Source organism: Alistipes sp., assembly GCF_048465635.1.
Taxonomy (GTDB): Bacteria; Bacteroidota; Bacteroidia; order Bacteroidales; family Rikenellaceae; genus Alistipes.
The window spans coordinates 147,686-165,104 of sequence record NZ_DBFWLF010000019.1 but is presented as its reverse complement, the minus strand read 5'-3'; the positions used below and the strand labels follow the sequence as shown (position 1 = coordinate 165,104).

Here is a 17,419-nt window from a genome sequence, read left to right as displayed (position 1 = left end):
ACCCGTGCGCCGGTCGCCACCAAAGTATTGCTACTTCGTGCTGCCCCTCGACTTGCATGTGTTAAGCCTGCCGCTAGCGTTCATCCTGAGCCAGGATCAAACTCTCCATTGTATAAAATGTTTTGTTATAAATCTTTCGCTCAAATCTCAAAGGTATTGTTTGAAATCACCCTCTTGCGAGAGTGGATAAAAAACTTTAGCTGCTCAAATACTTCAAAGAACGCTGTTCAGTTATATTGCTATAAAGAACACTTTCTTAATTTCTGCGGATCGGGCCTGCGGCCTTCCCCCGGTTCTATCCCGCTGTTTTTCAGCGGAAAGTGGTGCAAAGGTAAAACAAATTTTTCGAACCACCAAATCTTTTCGAAAGAATCTTTTCAAAAATTTTTCAGAACCTATTTTGTTACCGTTTCGAACCGTATTTCCCATTCGAAGCGGGTGCAAAGGTAAGTCAAATTTCGGAATCTCCAAAAGATTCAGAGAACTTTTTTCAAAACTTTTTCAGAACCGTTTTTATTGTGTTTCGAGGCGTGTTTCTCTCTCGAAGCGGATGCAAAGATAAGGGCAACGGCGCGATATTTCCAAATATTTTCCGGACTTTTTTTTGCCGTTTCCGACCCGCTTTTCGCACCCCGTTCGCAGTCAGCGACTTAGTTGTGAAAAAATTTTAAAATCTCTTATCCCTTCCAACGCTTGCATCGGCGTGGGGCATGGACTATCTTTGCAGCGTCGGGTAATTAACGAAACGATGCGCGCTTTATTATATATAGGTATTCTCTTTTCGGTCCTCTCCTGCGGCCGGAATACGCCCCGTCTGAGGACGGGCGATCTGCTCTTCGAGGCGGGCGGCAGGTCGGAGATGGCCGGGGCGATTGCGGCAGCCACCGGTGAGCAAGGGGCGTTGAATTATACGCACGTCGCCATCGCAATTGCCGGCCGGGGCGCTGATTCGGTGCTGGAGGCCACCGCGCAGGGCGGCGTGCGGCTATGTGCGCTGGAGCAATTTCTGGCGAGCGCGGAGCGGATCGGCGGGCGTCCGGCCGTGGTGGCGATGCGGCTGCGGGACACCGCGGGCGTCGCTGCGGCCGTCGAGCGGGCGCGCCGCTGCGTGGGGCTGCCCTACGACTACTCCTTCCGTCCCGACAACGGGAAGTACTATTGCAGCGAACTGGTCCACGCGAATTACCTCGCACCGGACGGTTCGCCCCGTTTTACCGCGCGTCCGATGAATTTCCGCGCTGCGGACGGTACGATGCCGGCCTACTGGACGGAGCTGTTCGAAAGGCTGGGCGAACCCGTCCCGCAGGACGTGCCGGGGACCAACCCCAACGATATGGCGTGCGAGGCGTGCCTCGAAGAGGTCGGCCGCTGGTTTTAGACGATGCGCTCGACGGTGATGTCCGGCTCCTCGCGCAGCAGGGCGACGTAAGCCTCCACGTCGGCCGATCCCCGGGCGCTGATGACCAGCGTGGCGCGGTAGAGCACGCCTCCGGCTCCGCGCTGGGTCTCGACCTCGTAGGAGAGCACCGAGTAATCCTTGGTTTGCAGACTGCTGAACATGCGGTCGATCAGCTTCTTGTTGGGGGCCGAGAAGACAATCAGCGTGCGGCGCCGTCCCAGCTTGCCGAAGACGAGCGAAAGCGCCTCCAGCCCGAAGAGCGTCAGCAGCGTCGCGGCTCCCGCCACGATGAACATGTGCGCCCCCGCGGCCAGACCGATGCCCGCCGTGGCCCACAAGCTCGCGGCGGTGGTCAGGCCCCGCACCAGCTGCCGGTGGATGATGATCGTACCGGCTCCGATGAAGCCGATGCCGCTCACCACCTGCGCGGCAATACGGCTGGGGTCCAGCCCCACGCCGGGGTGCGTCAGAATGTCGGCGAAACCGTACTGCGATACGGTCATAATCAGGGCGCTGCCCAGCGCCACCAGAAAGTGCGTGCGGAATCCGGCGTCCTTGACGCGGTACTCGCGGTCCAGCCCGATGACCGTTCCGCACAGTCCGGCCACGCACAATCGCAGGATCAGGTTCCACTCCATCTCGTCCGTTTTGTTTTCCGAAGGTAAAGATAACACAAAATATGCCCCGAACGATTGCACTGTCCGGAATTTTTCATATCTTTGCGGGCTATGTTTAACTAATTAACTGTTTACGACAATGCCGAAAATGAAAACCAATGCCGCTGCGAAGAAGCGTTTTACCTTCACCGGCACAGGAAAGATCAAGCGCAAACACGCTTATCACAGTCACATCCTGACCAAAAAGACGACTAAACAGAAACGCAACCTCTGCTATTCGGGAACCGTTTCGGCGGCCGATGAGGCCAAAATCAAGAACCTGCTGGTCAAATAGCCGACCCGCGGAAAATCATTAATCAGGGCAGAGCAGCCCCGAAGAACGCGGGAGAACCGCGTCGCTGCGCGCTCAAAAACTTACCATTATGCCACGTTCAGTCAATGCTGTTGCGTCACGCGCAAGAAGGAAGAAAGTTTTGAAACTTGCCAAAGGTAACTTTGGTTCAAGGGGAAACGTTTGGACCGTTGCGAAAAATACGGTCGAAAAGGGCCTGTGCTACGCCTATGCACACCGCCAGCTCAAGAAGAGGACGTTCCGTTCGCTTTGGATCACGCGTATCAATGCCGCCGTCCGCGCGCAGGGAATGACCTATTCGCAATTCATCGGCAAGCTCAATTCGAAGGGTATCGCCCTGAACCGCAAGGTTCTGGCCGACCTGGCGATGAACGAGCCGAAGGCATTCGAGGCAATCGTCAACGCAGTTAAATAGCCGGCGGCCGCTCCGGCGGCCGTCAGGTCGTGACGCCCGGGAAACCGGCAGCTGCGACCGCACTCCAGGCGGGGTTCTTCAACAGAAGAACCCCGCCTGTTCTTTTTGTACCCCTTGCGGAGCGCGGTCAGGCCGTCTTGACCAGCGAGCGTCCCAGCCAGACGAGCAGCAGCCCCAGCACGAAGCTCAGCCCCACGTAGAGGCCGAAGTAGAGCCAGTGTTTCTGCTGCAGGAGCAGGTACATGTCGTCGGCGAAGGAGGAGAAGGTGGTGAAACCGCCGCAGAATCCCGTGATCAGAAAGACGTTCATCGAGGGTGAGATCAGGTGGGTCTTCTCGGCCATGCCGAAGAAGATGCCGATCACGAAACTGCCGATGACGTTGACCGCAAAGGTCCCCCAGGGAAAGGCCGAAGCGCATACGAAGTGGGCGAACTTCCCCGTGAGGAAGCGCAGGCACGTGCCGATGAAGCCGCCGAGGCCCGCAATGATCATCGCTTTGAACATAAGCTATCCGAATTTAAGGTTTTGGAACGGAAAAGGATTTTTCCAAATATGATGCCACCCGCATCCGCTATGGATCGACCCGTGCGTTTCGCTTCCGTGGCATATTCTTTGCCGCTATGGAAGCGAGAAGCGGTCGTTTACGGAAGCGCTTCGGGACCATCTTCCGCAAACGGCGACCGTCTCGTAACCAATCAAAACAATCACACTATGCATTTGACACCGAAAGAGATCGACAAGTTGATGTTGCTTTCCCTCGGCCTGATCGCCGAACGTCGCATGAAGAAGGGACTGAAACTCAATTATCCCGAAGCCGTGGCCTACATCACCTCCACGGCTCTGGAGGGAGCGCGGGAAGGAAAAACCGTGGAGGAGGTGATGAAGGGCGCGGCCAGCGTGCTCACGAAGAGCGACGTCATGGAGGGCGTGGCCGACATGATCGACCTGCTGCAGGTCGAAGCCGTATTCACCGACGGGTCGCGCCTGGTGAGCATCCACCATCCCATCAAGTAACCATTAAAACGCAATCACTATGAGCACAACCAATTCCGCCCCTGCCGGGCAGCCGCAGCAGCACCAGCCGCAGCAGCCGTCCGAGCAGTCGCAACAACAGCAGCAGCAACAACAGCAGCCGTCGCAGCAGCAAGGGGCCGGTCTTTATCCGAACAAACCCGGATTCGCGCCGCAGCAGGGCGTTGCCGTGGGCGGCGAGATCCTTTGCAGCGATCCGATCGAATACAACAAAGGCCGCCGCACCGTCCGCCTTGCGGTCCGCAACACGGGCGACCGCCCCATCCAGGTGGGTTCGCACTTCCATTTCTTCGAGGTGAACCGCTACCTCGAATTCGACCGCGACGCCGCTTTCGGCTGCCACCTGAACATCCCCGCCACGACGGCCGTACGCTTCGAGCCGGGCGATCAGAAGCAGGTCGAACTGGTGACCTATTCGGGCAAGCGCCGCGTGATCGGCTTCAACGGGCTGGTGATGGGCTACACCGGCGACGAGGATGCTCCGACCTATTTCCCCGCCCGTCTGCGCGCGCTGCGCAAGGTCCGGCACGCAGGCTTCAGGGTCATTTCGGAAAAAGATGCCGAGGCCGCTATGAAACAGAGTGAAAACACGAAAAAATAGCGAATTATGGCAACTATTTCACGTCAGGAATACAACAACCTCTTCGGTCCCACCACGGGCGACAAGATCCGCCTGGGCAACACCGACCTCTATGTCGAAATCGAGAAAGACCTGCGCGAACTGGGCGACGAAGTCGTCTACGGCGGCGGCAAGACCATCCGCGACGGCATGGGGCTGGCCAACACGATGACCTCGAAGGAGGGTTCGCTCGATCTGGTCATCACCAACGTCACGGTCCTCGACCCCATCCTGGGTGTGGTCAAGGCCGACGTAGGCGTCAAGGACGGCAAGATCGCCGGCATCGGCAAGGCGGGCAACCCCAACATCATGAAGGGCGTTCACCCCGATCTGGTCACCAGCACGGCGACCGACGCCATCTCGGGCGAGCACCTCATTCTGACGGCCGCCGGCATCGACGGGCACGTGCACATGATCTCCCCGCAGCAGGCCTACGCCTGCCTTAGCAACGGCATCACCACCCTGTTCGGCGGCGGCGTGGGTCCGACCGACGGCAGCAACGGCACGACCATCACTTCGGGGCGCTGGAACATCGAACACATCCTCCAGTCGCTGGAGGGGCTTCCCGTCAACGTCGGCCTGCTGGGCAAGGGCAACTGCTCGGTCAACCAGCCGCTCGAGGAGCAGATCGAGGCGGGAGCCTGCGGTCTGAAGATCCACGAGGACTGGGGCTCGACCCCGGCCGCGATCCGCGCCGCACTGGGCGTCGCCGACCGCTACGACGTGCAGGTGGCCATCCACACCGACACGCTCAACGAGAGCGGCTATGTCGAGGACACAATCGCCGCGATGGACGGACGCACCATCCACACCTACCACACCGAGGGTGCGGGCGGCGGCCACGCACCCGACCTGCTGAAGGTGGCGTCGATGCCCTACGTGCTCCCCTCGTCGACCAACCCCACCCTGCCGTTCGGCATCAACTCGCAGGCCGAGCTGTTCGACATGATCATGGTGTGCCACAACCTCAATCCGAAGATTCCCTCGGACGTGGCGTTCGCCGAGAGCCGCGTGCGTCCCGAAACGCAGGCTGCCGAGAACGTGCTGCACGACCTGGGCGTGCTGTCGATGGTTTCGTCCGACTCGCAGGCCATGGGCCGCATCGGCGAATCGTTCATGCGCTCGTTCCAGATGGCCTCCTACATGAAGAACGCCGTGGGCAAGCTGGCAGAGGACGCCGAAGGCAACGACAACTTCCGCGTGCTGCGCTATCTGGCCAAGATCACGATCAACCCGGCTGTCACCTACGGCGTTTCGGACTACCTCGGTTCGATCCAGAAGGGCAAGGTCGCCGACCTGGTGCTCTGGGAGCCGCAGTTCTTCGGCGCCAAGCCCAAGATGGTCATCAAGGGCGGTCTGATCAACTGGTCGAACATGGGCGATCCCAACGCTTCGCTGCCGACGCCGCAGCCCTGCTACTACCGTCCGATGTTCGGTGCTTTCGGCCGCGCGCTGCCCGAGACGTGCCTTTCGTTCGTCTCCAACGCCGCCTACGAAAGCGGTATCCGCGAGCGGCTGGGGCTTCAGCGCATGGTCGCTCCCGTCCGCCGTACGCGCCAGCTGACCAAGTACGACATGGTCCGCAACTGCGGCCTGCCGCAGATCGAGGTCAACCCCGAGACGTTCGACGTGCTGGTGGACGGCGTTCGCGCCTACGTCAAGCCCGCCCAGGAATTTCCGCTCAGCCAGCTCTACTGGTTCAGCTGAGAACCCTCATTTCCATCCGGGGGCATGTCCGCAAGGGCCTGCCCCCGGTATTGAAAACGCATGTAGAAAATACCGAACGAATGAAAATCTACACCGAAATCATCGGCAATCTGCGCACGCCCGAGTGGCGGCAGCGGGCCGAGACGGCCCGCGTGGAGTACCTCGATCTCGACCAGTGGACGGCCCAGAAAAGCCGTTTCGTAACGCGCAGCGACCGCGACAACGAATACGCCGTGGCGCTCAAACGCCATGCGCAGCTGCTCGACGGCGACGTGCTCGAGAACGACCCCGACCGCAACACGATCGTGGCTATCCGCATCCGGCTCAACGACGTGCTGGTCATCGACCTGCGGTCGCTCGTCCGGCACGACCCGGAGACGATCGTTCGCACGGCGGTGGAGCTGGGCCACGCCATCGGCAACCAGCACTGGCCCGCCGTAGTGAAGGGAACGAAGGTCTACGTACCGCTCACAGTGGACCGAAAGGTGATGGAGAGCGTCATGCGCACCCACCGCTTCGAAGAGATCGACTGCTCGTTCCAGCCCGGCTCCCAAATCATCCCCTACCTCGCGCCCCATGAAATCCGGCGCCTGTTCGGCGGCACGGGTCCCGACAGCGACGTGCACCACCATCATCCGCAGACGCACGACCATCCGACAGGGCAGCACGAGCACTCCCACGAAAACGATCTTTCCGACGGACACGAGCACCCCCACGAAAACGATCTTTCCGACGGGCACGAGCACGTCCACGACCGCGACCACCGCCACGATCAGGAGCGCGCCGCCGAAGCGGAGCGCGCGCACCCGTCCTCACCCGAACGCCCGGCGCAGGAACCCCGTTACGCATCCAACCGTTAGCCCATGACCCGGAACGCAATCACGCTGATGCGGCTGCTGGAGTTCACCGACTCGGCCTTTCCGGTCGGGACCTTCTCCTTCTCCAACGGCCTCGAAACCGCTGCCGAACAGGGGCTGGTGCACGATGCGGCCACGCTGGAGGCCTACACGCAGGACATCGCCCGACAGGCCGCCTTCACCGACGGCGTGGCGGCGCTCAACGCCTGGCGCAGCTACCGCCGCGAAGACTACCCGGCCGTCCGCGAGACCGACCGGCAGCTGCTCCGCAGCAAGATGAACGACGAGGCGCGGCTGATGACCCGCCGCATGGGCAAGAAGCTGGCCGAGCTTTCGAAACACATCTTCGCGGACGAAACCGTCGCGCGGTGGCTCGAAGAGATCGACGCCGACCTAACGCCCGGCTGCTACCCCGTGGCGCAGGGCATCGTCTTCGCCGCCTGCGGCATCGGGGAGGAGGAGCTTTTCTGCTCGCACCAGTACGGCGTGGTCAACATGATCCTCAGCGCCGCGCTGCGGTGCGTGCGCGTCTCCCACTTCGACACGCAGCGCATCCTTTTCCGCGCGGCGGGGAGCGTGGAGGCGCTCTACCGCGAGGCCCGGGAGATGACTCCTCAGGAGATGTACACCTTCACCCCGCAGGCCGACATCCTCGCCTCGCTGCACGAGAAGGGGTCGAAACGCCTTTTTATGAACTGACCGTCGAGGCGCGCGACGCCCCGGCAGGCGTCCGCAGCGCCTGAAAACAGACAAACCACCGAACAAAACCATGAGCAATACCTGTAGAATCGGAATCGGAGGCCCCGTCGGCTCCGGCAAAACCGCCCTGATCGAGGCGATCACCCCGCGCCTGTTGGAGATGGGGTACAAAGTGCTGATCATCACCAACGACGTGGTGACCACCGAAGACGCCAAGCACGTCCGCAAGATGCTGCGGGGCGTGCTGGTCGAGGAGCGCATCATCGGCGTGGAGACGGGCGCCTGCCCCCACACCGCCGTGCGCGAGGACCCCTCGATGAACATCGCCGCCGTCGAGGAGATGGAGGCGCGCTTTCCCGACGGAGAGATCGTGCTGATCGAGTCGGGCGGCGACAACCTGACGCTCACTTTCAGCCCCGCGCTGGTCGACTTCTTCATCTATGTGATCGACGTGGCCGCGGGCGACAAGATTCCGCGCAAGGACGGTCCCGGCATCTCGCAGTCGGACATACTGGTCATCAACAAGACCGACCTGGCCCCCTACGTGCACGCCGATCTGGAGGTCATGCGCTGCGACTCGGAGGTGATGCGGCCGGGCAAACCGTTCGTCTTCACCAACTGCATGACCGGCGAGGGCATCGAAGAGCTGGTGACGCTGATCCGCCGCATGGCCCTCTTCGACCTCGACGAAACGAAACAAACCGCTCAGCAAGCCGCCCGATGACGAATTTTTCCGCAGCCCGGGAGATGGCTCCCTATCTGGCCCAACCGCCGGCCATGCCCGTAGGCAGTCCCGGCAAGGTCGGTTACCTCTTTCTGGGGTTCGAACTCGACCCCGACGGCAAGTCGATCATGCGCGACTGGGAGCGGCGTGTACCGCTGATCGTCCAGCAGGAGCTTTACTTCGACGAGGCGATGCCCGAGATGCCGTGCGTCTACATCCTCTCTTCGGGCGGTCCCAACGTCGACGGTGACCGCTACGAGCAGCACTTCGTCGTCCGCGACAACGCCTACGCCCACCTTTCGACGGGCGCGGCCACCAAACTCGCCGAGATGCGCCACAACTTCTCGGGCCTCACGCAGACCTTCTCCCTGGGGCGCGACGCCTATCTGGAGTTCCTGCCCGAGCCGACGATCCCCTGCCGCCACACGCGATTCATCTGCGACACGTGCATCCGCATCGACCCCACGGCGACGCTCTTCTATGCGGAGATCTACATGAGCGGCCGCAAGTATTTCGACTGCGGCGAGCGGTTCCGCTACGACATTCTCTCGGTCTCGACCCATGCCGAACGCCCGGACGGTGAGGAGCTTTTCCGCGAAAAGTTCATCATCCGACCCGGCCAGGTCACCCCCGACACGCTCGGGGCGATGAACGGCTACGACGTTTTCGCCAACGTCATCGTCCTGACCCCTGCGCAGCACGCCGAGCGCATCTACGCCGCCACCGAGGCATTCATCAACCCTGAACAACGGCTGGCGGCGGGCATCACCCGCCTGCCCAACGGCTGCGGACTGCTCTATAAGGTGCTGGGCGAAGAGACGGAGCCGGTGAAGCGGCTCGTCCGCCGCTTCTGCTCCTCGGTGCGCCTCGCGGTCAAGCAGCGGCCCCTGCCCGACGAGTTTCCCTGGCGCTGAAAAAACGTATCATAAAAACTTTGCAACCATGACAAACACACTCGCAACATCCGAGCGGCCGAACTTCTTCTCGCTCGACTTCCTCAAAATCCTGCTCCGCGGTACAGGGCAGGTGATGTTCCAAAACAGCGCCTGGACGGGGCTGCTGTTCATCATCGGCATCTTCTGGGGCGCCTACGCCGAGCACATGGGCATCGTGGCGTGGGGCGCGCTGGTCGGTGTGGCGGTCTCCACGCTGACGGGCTATCTGCTCCGCTTCCCCGACCGCGACGGCGCGCAGGGGCTTTGGGGCTTCAACGGCGTGCTGGTCGGCTGCGCCTTCCCCACGTTTATGGGCAACACCGTCTGGATGTGGCTGGCGCTGATCCTTTGCGCGGCACTCACGACGTGGGTGCGCACCGGCTTCAACAACGTGATGGCCCCCTGGAAGGTCAATTCGTTCACCTTCCCGTTCGTCTTCTGCACGTGGATGTTCCTGCTGGCCGCCCGCGCCATGCACGGCATGCCGCCGACGCACATGGCCGCACCCGCGCTGCCGGAGTTCTTCTCCTCGGCCGAGAACATCCATTTCGGCCATCTGATCGTTTACTGGTTCAAGGGTATCGCTCAGGTGTTTCTGATCGATTCGTGGGTTACGGGGCTGCTCTTTCTGATCGGACTGGCCCTCTGCAACCGCTGGGCGGCATTGTGGGCTGCCATCGGCTCGGCGCTGGCGCTGTTCCTCGCCCTGATTTTCAGGGCTTCGGGTTACGACATCGCCAACGGTCTCTACGGCTTCAGCCCCGTGCTGACGGCCATCGCGCTGGCCACGGTCTTCTACAAGCCCAACAAGCGCTCGGCCGTATGGGCCTTGCTGGGCATCGCGGTGACGGTCTTCATTCAGGCCGGCATGAACGTACTGCTCGCGCCCGTGGGGCTGGCGACCCTGACCGGACCGTTCTGCATCACCACGTGGCTGTTCCTGCTGCCGCTGATCCGCTTCGACGACGAGCCGAAGCCCGACCACTCCAACTGGGACCCGGCCAACAAGACGCACCTGCCGCAGCCCGACGACCTGCCCTCCCCGAGCGATAAACCAGGCGACGGTCCCGCCGCCTCCAAGCCGGCAAGCGAAAAGAGCACAAGCGAAAAGAGCGCCTCCGCGCCGGTCGATACCACGATGGCCCGTCCCGATACGACCCTCGTGCAGTCGGACACGCAGAAGCCGCACGCCGACAAGGCCGACCGCTCCGGCAAGGGAGCACCCGCGCAGGAGATTCCGGTAACGGGCGACCGCTCCTCCGAGCGCGAGGAGAAGCGAACGCCTACGGATAAAAACCGCTGATACCCGCCGCCATGCACATGTCCGACGCTTTGGTCTCCCCGCCGGTGGCGCTCGCCGCAGGAGCCGTCTCGCTCGTTCTGCTGGGCACGGCGGTCCGCAAGCTCCGCCGCGGACAACGAGTACCCGGCTCGGCAGGCTCGGGTACGGTCGATGACGTTCCGGCAGGTCCCGACGAACACCTGGTCCCCCTGATGGGGGTGATGGGCGCTTTCGTCTTCGCGGCCCAGATGATCAATTTCGCCATTCCGGGAACCGGATCGAGCGGCCACCTGGTCGGCGGCATCCTGCTCGCGGCCATGCTGGGTCCGTGGGCGGCGCTGCTGACGCTCACCTCGGTGCTGGTCATCCAATGCCTGCTCTTCGCCGATGGGGGCTTCATGGCGCTCGGCTGCAACATCCTCAACATGGCGGTGCTCTCCACGCTGGTGGCCTATCCGCTGATCTTCCGACCGCTGATGCGGCCGGGTGCGACGCCCGGCCGCATTGCGGCGGCTTCGCTGCTGGCGAGCGTCGCGGCGCTGGAGCTGGGAGCCGTGGCCGTCACGCTCGAAACCGAGGCGTCGGGCATCACGGCGCTGCCCCTCGGGCGTTTTCTGGGATTCATGCTCCCGATCCACCTCTTCATCGGCATCGGCGAGGGGCTGGCCACGGCGGCGGTCATCAACGTCGTGCGTCGCTACAAGCCCGAGCTGCTCGTCGCCGTCCGCCAACAAACGAAACCCGTCCGCCGCCGGCCGGGTCGTGCGCTGGCGGTGATCGCCGCGGCGGCCCTGCTGCTGGGTGCATCGTTCACGTGGCTCGCCTCGTCGGACCCCGACGGGCTGGAATGGTCGGTCGGCAAAACCGCAGGAACGGCCGAACTGGAAGCGGGGCCGGACGGTGCGCACCGCATGGCGGCCGCCCTTCAGGAGCGGACGGCGCTGATGCCCGACTACAACACCACCCTGGCAGGGGTGATCGGCAGCGGGGCGATCCTGGCTGTCGTCTTCGGAGCCGCCTGCCTCTTCCGGGCCGGGCAGAAACCATGAGCGGGAAGCTGGCATACGTGCTCGCGGAGCTGGACGCCCTCGAACGGAGCGCCGAGGCGCAAAGTCCGCTCCACCGGATCGACGCGCGGGCGAAACTCCTGCTGACCGTGGGTTTCCTCACGACGATGCTCTCCGTGCCGCTCACCCGCCTCTCCGAGCTGCTGCTCTACTTCCTTTTTCCCATCGTCGGGGGCGCCGCGGGCGGGCTGCGCTACGGGCCGCTCTTCCGCCGCTCGCTGATCGTGCTGCCGCTGGTCGCCTTCATCGGGGTGTTCAACCTTCTCTACGACCGGGAACCCGCCCTGGGGATCGGTCCGCTGGTGCTCACGCGCGGGTGGATCACCTTTCTTTCGATCGTCGTGCGCGGACTTCTGTCGGTACAGGCGCTCCTGCTGCTGATCGCCACGACGGGTTACTACCGCCTCTGCCGCAGCATGCAGCGCCTCGGCGTGCCGTCGGTCTTCACCACGCAGCTGCTATTCGTCTACCGCTACACCTACGTGCTGATCCGCGAAGCGCTCCAGCTCACGCGGGCACGCGATGCGCGCAGCTTCGGCCGCAGGGCCTACCCGCTCCGCACGTGGGGGACGCTCGTCGGGCAGCTGCTCGTCCGCACCTTCAACCGGGCCGAGCTGATCGGCCGGGCGATGCTCGCCCGCGGCTTCACGGGCCGTATTCCCGAGGGGCTGGGCATGCAGACGGCGTGGCGGACACGCGACACGGCATTCCTTGCGGCGGGCAGCACGGCATTGCTGCTGCTGCGTCTTTACCACCCCGTCGAATCGCTCGCATCGCTGATCGCACCCCGCCTATGAGCCACCATTTCCTCCGTTTCGAGCAGGTCCGTTACCGCTACCCCGGCGGGTACGAGGCGCTGCGGGGCATCTCGTTCGAGCTGACCCACGGCGAGAAGGCCGCGCTGGTGGGGATGAACGGCGCGGGCAAATCGACCCTCCTGCTCCACACCAACGGACTGCTCCTGCCGACCGACGGACGGGTGGTGATGGGCGGCATCACGCTCACGCGCCGAACGCTGCCGATAGTCCGGCAGGCCGTCGGCCTGGTCTTCCAGGACCCCGACAACCAGCTCTTCATGCCCACGGTCGAGGAGGACGTCGCTTTCGGACCCGCCAACATGGGCCTTACCTCCGGGGAGATCGAAGAGCGGGTCGCCGAAGCGCTCCGGGCGGTCGGCGCGCTGCACCTGCGCAAATGCGCCCCCTACCAGCTCTCGGGCGGACAGAAGAAGAGCGTTTCGATCGCCACGGTGCTCGCCATGCAGCCGTCGGTGCTGGTGATGGACGAACCCACCTCCAACCTCGACCCCCGCGCCCGGCGGCAGACGATCGACCTCATCCGTCGCTTCACCCACACGACCCTGATCGCCACGCACGATATGGAGCTGGCGGCGGAGCTATGCCCGCGCATGCTGATTATGAAAGAGGGCGAGATCGTCGCCGACGGACTCACCGAGCGCCTGTTCCGCGACCGCGAACTGCTGGAAGCGTGCGGGCTGGAGCAGCCCTGCCGGATGAGGACGGGATAAGATCAGTCGCGGCGAATCTCGGGATTGCCGTATTTGCGGCGGTCGGGCAGCACCTCGCGGCCCACGACGGCCGTGACGAGCGCACCCAGCAGGTGAACGGCGATGGTCACCGCCAGCACGAGCGTCGCGCCGCCCCACGCAAGGAGCATCGGCACGAACAGCACCCCCAGCACGGCGCCCAGTTTGCCGAACGACGCGGCCAGCCCCGCGCCCGCGCCGCGCTCGGCCACGGAGTAGATTTGCGGCGGAATGATGAAGGTCATCAGGTGCGGTCCAGCGTTTAGGAACAGTTCGAAGAGCATGAACCCGGCCACGGCGATCCATACGGGCCAGTGAAGCCGGTAGGCTGCCAGCAGCAGCGCCAGCCCGACGGCACAGAGGGCGAACCCCAAAGTCTGCGTGCGCACATGCCACCAGCGGTTGACCAGCAGCAGGCCCAGCACGAAACCGGGCAGGATAAAAAGATTGATATAAGTGGTCGTCTCCACCGAACCGATGATCCGCTCGAACGCCCCCTCCGAGGCCGTTTCCAGGCCAAGCGCCAGCACCAGCACGGGCAGAAACACCCCGATGCCATAGACGCCCAGCCCCTCGCAGGCCCACGGAATCCCGCTGAACAGCACCCGTTTGACATTTTCGCCCCGGAACAGGTCGCGCCAGCCGACGGTCTGCATCTGCTTTTTGCGGGGACGGTTGCGGATTTCGCCCACCTCAACGTCCGGTCCAAGCAAACGACGCACGGCCTGCTCGGCCTCCTTATCCTTTTCGTGGGCCAGGAGCCATCCGGGGCTTTGGGCGAAACGGATGCGCAGCAGGAACATCAACAACGCGAGCGCCGCGACGATCAGCAGCAGGTAGTTCCAGCGGTGCGGATCGTGCCACGCCCGGAGCAGAAAGAAGCAGAGGGCCGCCGCCGCAATATTCCCCACCGAGGAGGCGGCTTTGGCCACGCCCACCATCAGCAGCTTCCAGCGGCGGGGCATGATCTCGGAGATGTAGTCCGAATCGAGGCTGTATTCGCCGCCGATGCCCAGCCCCATGGCGAAAAGCCCGATGACAAGCCCCCAAAGGCTATCGGTCAGAAAAGCGAAGAGCGCCGCGGCGAGCACCAGCAGCGGGCAGAGCCGGAACAACAGCAGGTAACCCCGCCGGTCGCTCCACGCGCCGAACAGGAGCGAACCGACCATGATGCCGACCAGGCTCGTACAGGCGATCAATCCCTGCTCCAACGACGAAAGTTCGGGGTGGAGCACGATTTGCAGCATAGGCAGGATCACCCCGACCAGCGTCGCCAGCGCCGCGCCGGCCACCTGCCCCAGCGAAGCGACGATCAGCACCCGGTAGTGGCCCCATCGCAGGGGCATCGTATCCATATTCACCGTTTTCCCGTCCATCTCTTACTTCTTTTCACCGCCGCTCGGCATCCTTTCCGGAACGTCAAAAAACATACCATGCGACCCGCCCGGAGCTTGCGCCGCACGTGCCGGGAGAGAGGAAGAAGCCCGAGATACGCTCCAAAAAGCGGTCCCCGGGCCTGCGTTGGAATATCGGCAAAATTTCACTATCTTTGCGCCCCGCCGTATCCGCGCGATTCGGGCGCACGCGCGGTCCCGTTGTTGCACCGTCCCCCTATCGCATGAAAAGCTGGAAACATACCTTTGCCGTCATCTGGAGCGGACAGCTGGCCTCGATCCTGAGCAGTTCGGTGGTCGGCTATGCCGTGATCTTCTGGATGAGCATCGAGACCGGATCGGCCGAGGTGCTAGCCGTGGCCGCCATCGCGGGCATGCTGCCGCAGTCGCTTCTGGGACTTGTCGTGGGCGTCTACATCGACCGCTGGGACCGCAAGCGGACCATGATTCTGGCCGACACATTTATCGCTCTGTGCACCCTGCTACTGGCCGTCCTGTTCCGATTGGGCGTGGCGGAACTGTGGCACATCTATGCCCTGCTGGCCTGCCGCTCGGCGGGCTCGGCGTTCCACATGCCCGCCATGCAGGCCTCCGTGCCGCTGCTCGCACCCGAAGAGCAGCTTACGCGCATCGCGGGGGTCAACCAGATGATCGCCTCACTTTCGAACATCGCCGGTCCGGCGCTCGGAGCGCTGCTTCTGGCATGGACCTCCATCGGCAACATCCTGCTGCTCGACGTGGCCGGAGCGGCCATCGCCTGTACCACGCTGGCTTTCGTCCATATCCCCCGCCCCGCCCCGAGCGGGCTGAAGCCCGACCTGTGGCGCGAATTCCGCGAAGGGCTGTCGGCCATCGGGTCCGTACCCGGACTGGCGTGGTTGTTCACGCTCTCGATCCTCGTGCTCTTCTTCCTCATGCCCGTGGGGGTGATGTTCCCGCTGATGACCTTGCAGCACTTCGGGGGCGGCACGTTCGAGATGAGCCTGATTGAGATCGTCTGGGGCGGCGGTTCGCTGGTGGGCGGCGCGGTGATGAGCCTGCGCCGTTACCGGGTCAACCGCGTCGCACTGATCTGCCTGATGAACGTCGCCGTCGGCCTCTCGTTCGCCCTCTCGGGACTGCTCTCCCCGGCGGCATTCGGCTGGTTCACCGTTCTGACGGCTGCCGAGGGGGTCGCAGGCGGAATCTTCAACGCCTCGTTCCTATCGGTCGTGCAAACCCGCATCGCCCCGGCGGTGCTCGGGCGCGTGCTCTCGATCTACTTCAGCGTCGGACTGCTTCCCTCGGCCATCGGTCTGCTGGGGACGGGCTTTCTGGCCGAGCAGGTAGGACTTACCACGTCGTTCATCCTCTCCGGATCGGTGATCGTGCTGCTCGGACTGGCCGGATTCTTCATCCCGCGCGTGATGGCGCTCGACCGGCAGGACAGCCGGTAGGTTCAACATTCGAGTAAGGGGTGCAGCCTGCGCAGAACGCGAATGTAACCATCCTCTTGAGGACGCAGCCTGGAGAGGAACGCAACCAAGCGGCCCCCCGCCGCCGAGAGGCTGCGGCCCGCCGACCTAAACGGTCGAAAACAGGACGACGCGATTTCAGCCTCCGACATGACGGCCGGAAACGGAACAACGTAAATTTCGGTCCGCCGACCTAAACGGTCGAAAACAGCGCGATACGAATTTCGCTCGTGTGGTTTTAAGAGATACGAACCGTCCATTACGACCATCCGGCGGAATTTCAAAAATATAACCGACGCCCGATACTGTTTTGTCGACCATCTTCCGGAAGAATTTGCTATTTTTGGGGCATGAAATTCCGCACCGAAATTCAGATCGCCCCCTTCGATGTCCGCATCGGTTACGGGAACCGCCTGCTGGCGCTCGGCTCGTGTTTCGCCGAGCATATCGCCGGACGGCTGTCCGCAGCCCGCTTCCGCATCGCAACGAATCCCACCGGCATTCTCTTCAACCCGCTCTCCATCGCCGAAGCGCTCGGCAACTACGCCGCGCGCGTTCCGGTCCGGCGCGATGAACTGCACACGGACGGGGAGGTGTGGTTCCACTACGGCTTCCACGGCGATTTCTCCGCCCTGACCCCGGACGAAGCGCTCCGCCGCATGAACGCCGCCCGGCAGGCCGGAGCCGATGTCCTGTCCGCCGCGGACCGCGTTCTGGTGACTTTCGGCACGGCATGGGCCTTCGAGCGGCAGGGTGCGGTGGTGGCTAACTGCCATAAGCAGCCCGCGGTGGAGTTCCGGCGGCGCAGGCTGGGCGTCGGGGAGATCGTCGACACCTTCGCCGCGCTGCTCGCAGGGCCGCTTGCCGACAAGCAGATCATCCTTTCGGTCAGCCCCGTCCGCCACCTGGGCGACGGTCTGGAGGGCAACGCCCTGTCGAAAGCCGTGCTGCGGCTCGCAGCCGAGGAGCTGGCAGAAACGCACGCGAACATTCACTACTTTCCGGCCTTTGAGATCGTCAACGACGATCTGCGCGACTACCGTTTTTATGCCGACGATCTGGTCCACCCCTCGCCGCAGGCCGTCGCCTACATCTGGGAGAAGTTCGCCGACGCACTCCTCTCCGACGAGACCCGAGCCGTGCTGGGCGAGGTGGAGGCGATCGTGGCGGCCGCCGCACACCGCCCCCGCAACCCGCTGAGCGAGGCCCACCGGGTGTTCTGCCGGCGGCAGCTGGAGCGGATCGCCGCCCTGCGGGGCATCGATTTTGTGGCCGAAACCGCCTATTTCCGCCGATGTCTCGAAATAAATTCGTAAATT

At 63.2% G+C, this 17,419-nt stretch carries 18 protein-coding genes, 1 rRNA gene and 1 pseudogene; 16 read left to right on the top strand and 4 right to left on the bottom strand.

Translation table 11 applies throughout. The features are described from left to right. Window positions 1–112 (bottom strand): 16S ribosomal RNA (locus tag ACMO9O_RS08100); the annotation flags it as partial. Window positions 113–748: 636 nt separating this feature from the next. On the opposite strand from ACMO9O_RS08100, the gene ACMO9O_RS08095 reads away from it, so the two are divergent. Further along, complete coding sequence (locus ACMO9O_RS08095) at window positions 749–1,378, top strand: YiiX/YebB-like N1pC/P60 family cysteine hydrolase (protein ID WP_418983357.1); 630 nt, start codon at window positions 749–751, stop codon at window positions 1,376–1,378. On the opposite strand, the gene ACMO9O_RS08090 is transcribed toward ACMO9O_RS08095, so the two are convergent. Beyond that, window positions 1,375–2,037: an MgtC/SapB family protein gene (locus tag ACMO9O_RS08090; protein WP_418983356.1), complete on the bottom strand. Its 663-nt coding sequence runs from the start codon at window positions 2,035–2,037 to the stop codon at window positions 1,375–1,377. The two genes, ACMO9O_RS08095 and ACMO9O_RS08090, sit on opposite strands and share 4 nt — an antisense overlap. 118 nt (window positions 2,038–2,155) lie before the next feature. Here ACMO9O_RS08090 and rpmI point away from each other — a divergent pair, with 118 nt between their 5' ends. Both rpmI and rplT read left to right on the top strand, forming a co-directional pair. Then, window positions 2,156–2,350 (top strand): 50S ribosomal protein L35, encoded by a 195-nt coding sequence (gene rpmI / locus ACMO9O_RS08085; RefSeq protein ID WP_009598828.1) that lies wholly within the window; start codon window positions 2,156–2,158, stop codon window positions 2,348–2,350. Between the two features lie 88 nt (window positions 2,351–2,438). Next, window positions 2,439–2,783, top strand: a complete 345-nt coding sequence (gene rplT / locus ACMO9O_RS08080; RefSeq protein ID WP_418983355.1) for a 50S ribosomal protein L20 — start codon at window positions 2,439–2,441, stop codon at window positions 2,781–2,783. Window positions 2,784–2,910: 127 nt separating this feature from the next. Here the strand turns inward: rplT and crcB are convergent, their stop codons facing one another. Next, window positions 2,911–3,288, bottom strand: coding sequence for a fluoride efflux transporter CrcB (gene crcB, locus ACMO9O_RS08075; RefSeq protein ID WP_418983354.1), 378 nt, complete (start codon window positions 3,286–3,288; stop codon window positions 2,911–2,913). 207 nt (window positions 3,289–3,495) lie between these two features. Here crcB and ACMO9O_RS08070 point away from each other — a divergent pair, with 207 nt between their 5' ends. From ACMO9O_RS08070 to ACMO9O_RS08020, 11 genes and pseudogenes are all read left to right on the top strand, one after another. Further along, on the top strand, window positions 3,496–3,798 hold the full coding sequence (locus ACMO9O_RS08070) for an urease subunit gamma (protein ID WP_418983353.1): 303 nt from the start codon (window positions 3,496–3,498) through the stop codon (window positions 3,796–3,798). Window positions 3,799–3,985: 187 nt separating this feature from the next. Then, window positions 3,986–4,276 (top strand): annotated as a pseudogene (locus ACMO9O_RS08065) (urease subunit beta); the annotation flags it as partial. A 147-nt stretch (window positions 4,277–4,423) separates the two neighbouring features. Beyond that, the gene (locus ACMO9O_RS08060; protein WP_418983352.1) at window positions 4,424–6,142 is read left to right on the top strand and encodes an urease subunit alpha; all 1,719 of its coding nucleotides are present in this window, start codon (window positions 4,424–4,426) and stop codon (window positions 6,140–6,142) included. Between the two features lie 80 nt (window positions 6,143–6,222). After that, window positions 6,223–7,002: an urease accessory protein UreE gene (ureE, locus tag ACMO9O_RS08055; protein ID WP_418983351.1), complete on the top strand. Its 780-nt coding sequence runs from the start codon at window positions 6,223–6,225 to the stop codon at window positions 7,000–7,002. A gap of 3 nt (window positions 7,003–7,005) precedes the next feature. After that, complete coding sequence (locus ACMO9O_RS08050; protein ID WP_418983350.1) at window positions 7,006–7,698, top strand: urease accessory protein UreF; 693 nt, start codon at window positions 7,006–7,008, stop codon at window positions 7,696–7,698. A 70-nt stretch (window positions 7,699–7,768) separates the two neighbouring features. After that, complete coding sequence (gene ureG, locus ACMO9O_RS08045) at window positions 7,769–8,422, top strand: urease accessory protein UreG (protein ID WP_418983349.1); 654 nt, start codon at window positions 7,769–7,771, stop codon at window positions 8,420–8,422. After that, complete coding sequence (locus ACMO9O_RS08040; RefSeq protein WP_418983348.1) at window positions 8,419–9,336, top strand: urease accessory protein UreD; 918 nt, start codon at window positions 8,419–8,421, stop codon at window positions 9,334–9,336. Before ureG ends, ACMO9O_RS08040 begins: the two co-directional genes overlap by 4 nt. A 28-nt stretch (window positions 9,337–9,364) precedes the next feature. Beyond that, window positions 9,365–10,660, top strand: coding sequence for an urea transporter (gene yut / locus ACMO9O_RS08035; protein WP_418983347.1), 1,296 nt, complete (start codon window positions 9,365–9,367; stop codon window positions 10,658–10,660). Window positions 10,661–10,677: 17 nt separating this feature from the next. Beyond that, complete coding sequence (locus ACMO9O_RS08030; protein ID WP_418983346.1) at window positions 10,678–11,688, top strand: energy-coupling factor ABC transporter permease; 1,011 nt, start codon at window positions 10,678–10,680, stop codon at window positions 11,686–11,688. Beyond that, window positions 11,685–12,503 (top strand): cobalt ECF transporter T component CbiQ, encoded by an 819-nt coding sequence (gene cbiQ, locus ACMO9O_RS08025; protein WP_418983345.1) that lies wholly within the window; start codon window positions 11,685–11,687, stop codon window positions 12,501–12,503. The genes ACMO9O_RS08030 and cbiQ overlap by 4 nt, the downstream gene beginning before the upstream one ends. Next, the gene (locus ACMO9O_RS08020) at window positions 12,500–13,234 is read left to right on the top strand and encodes an energy-coupling factor ABC transporter ATP-binding protein (RefSeq protein WP_418983344.1); all 735 of its coding nucleotides are present in this window, start codon (window positions 12,500–12,502) and stop codon (window positions 13,232–13,234) included. The genes cbiQ and ACMO9O_RS08020 overlap by 4 nt, the downstream gene beginning before the upstream one ends. A gap of 2 nt (window positions 13,235–13,236) precedes the next feature. Here ACMO9O_RS08020 and ACMO9O_RS08015 read toward each other — a convergent pair whose 3' ends face one another. Beyond that, window positions 13,237–14,628 (bottom strand): MFS transporter, encoded by a 1,392-nt coding sequence (locus tag ACMO9O_RS08015; protein WP_418983343.1) that lies wholly within the window; start codon window positions 14,626–14,628, stop codon window positions 13,237–13,239. A gap of 242 nt (window positions 14,629–14,870) precedes the next feature. On the opposite strand from ACMO9O_RS08015, the gene ACMO9O_RS08010 reads away from it, so the two are divergent. Beyond that, window positions 14,871–16,082 (top strand): MFS transporter, encoded by a 1,212-nt coding sequence (locus tag ACMO9O_RS08010; RefSeq protein WP_418983342.1) that lies wholly within the window; start codon window positions 14,871–14,873, stop codon window positions 16,080–16,082. Between the two features lie 368 nt (window positions 16,083–16,450). Beyond that, entirely contained in the window at window positions 16,451–17,416 is a 966-nt protein-coding gene (locus tag ACMO9O_RS08005) for a GSCFA domain-containing protein (protein WP_418983341.1), read from the top strand. The last annotated feature ends 3 nt before the right edge of the window (window positions 17,417–17,419 follow it).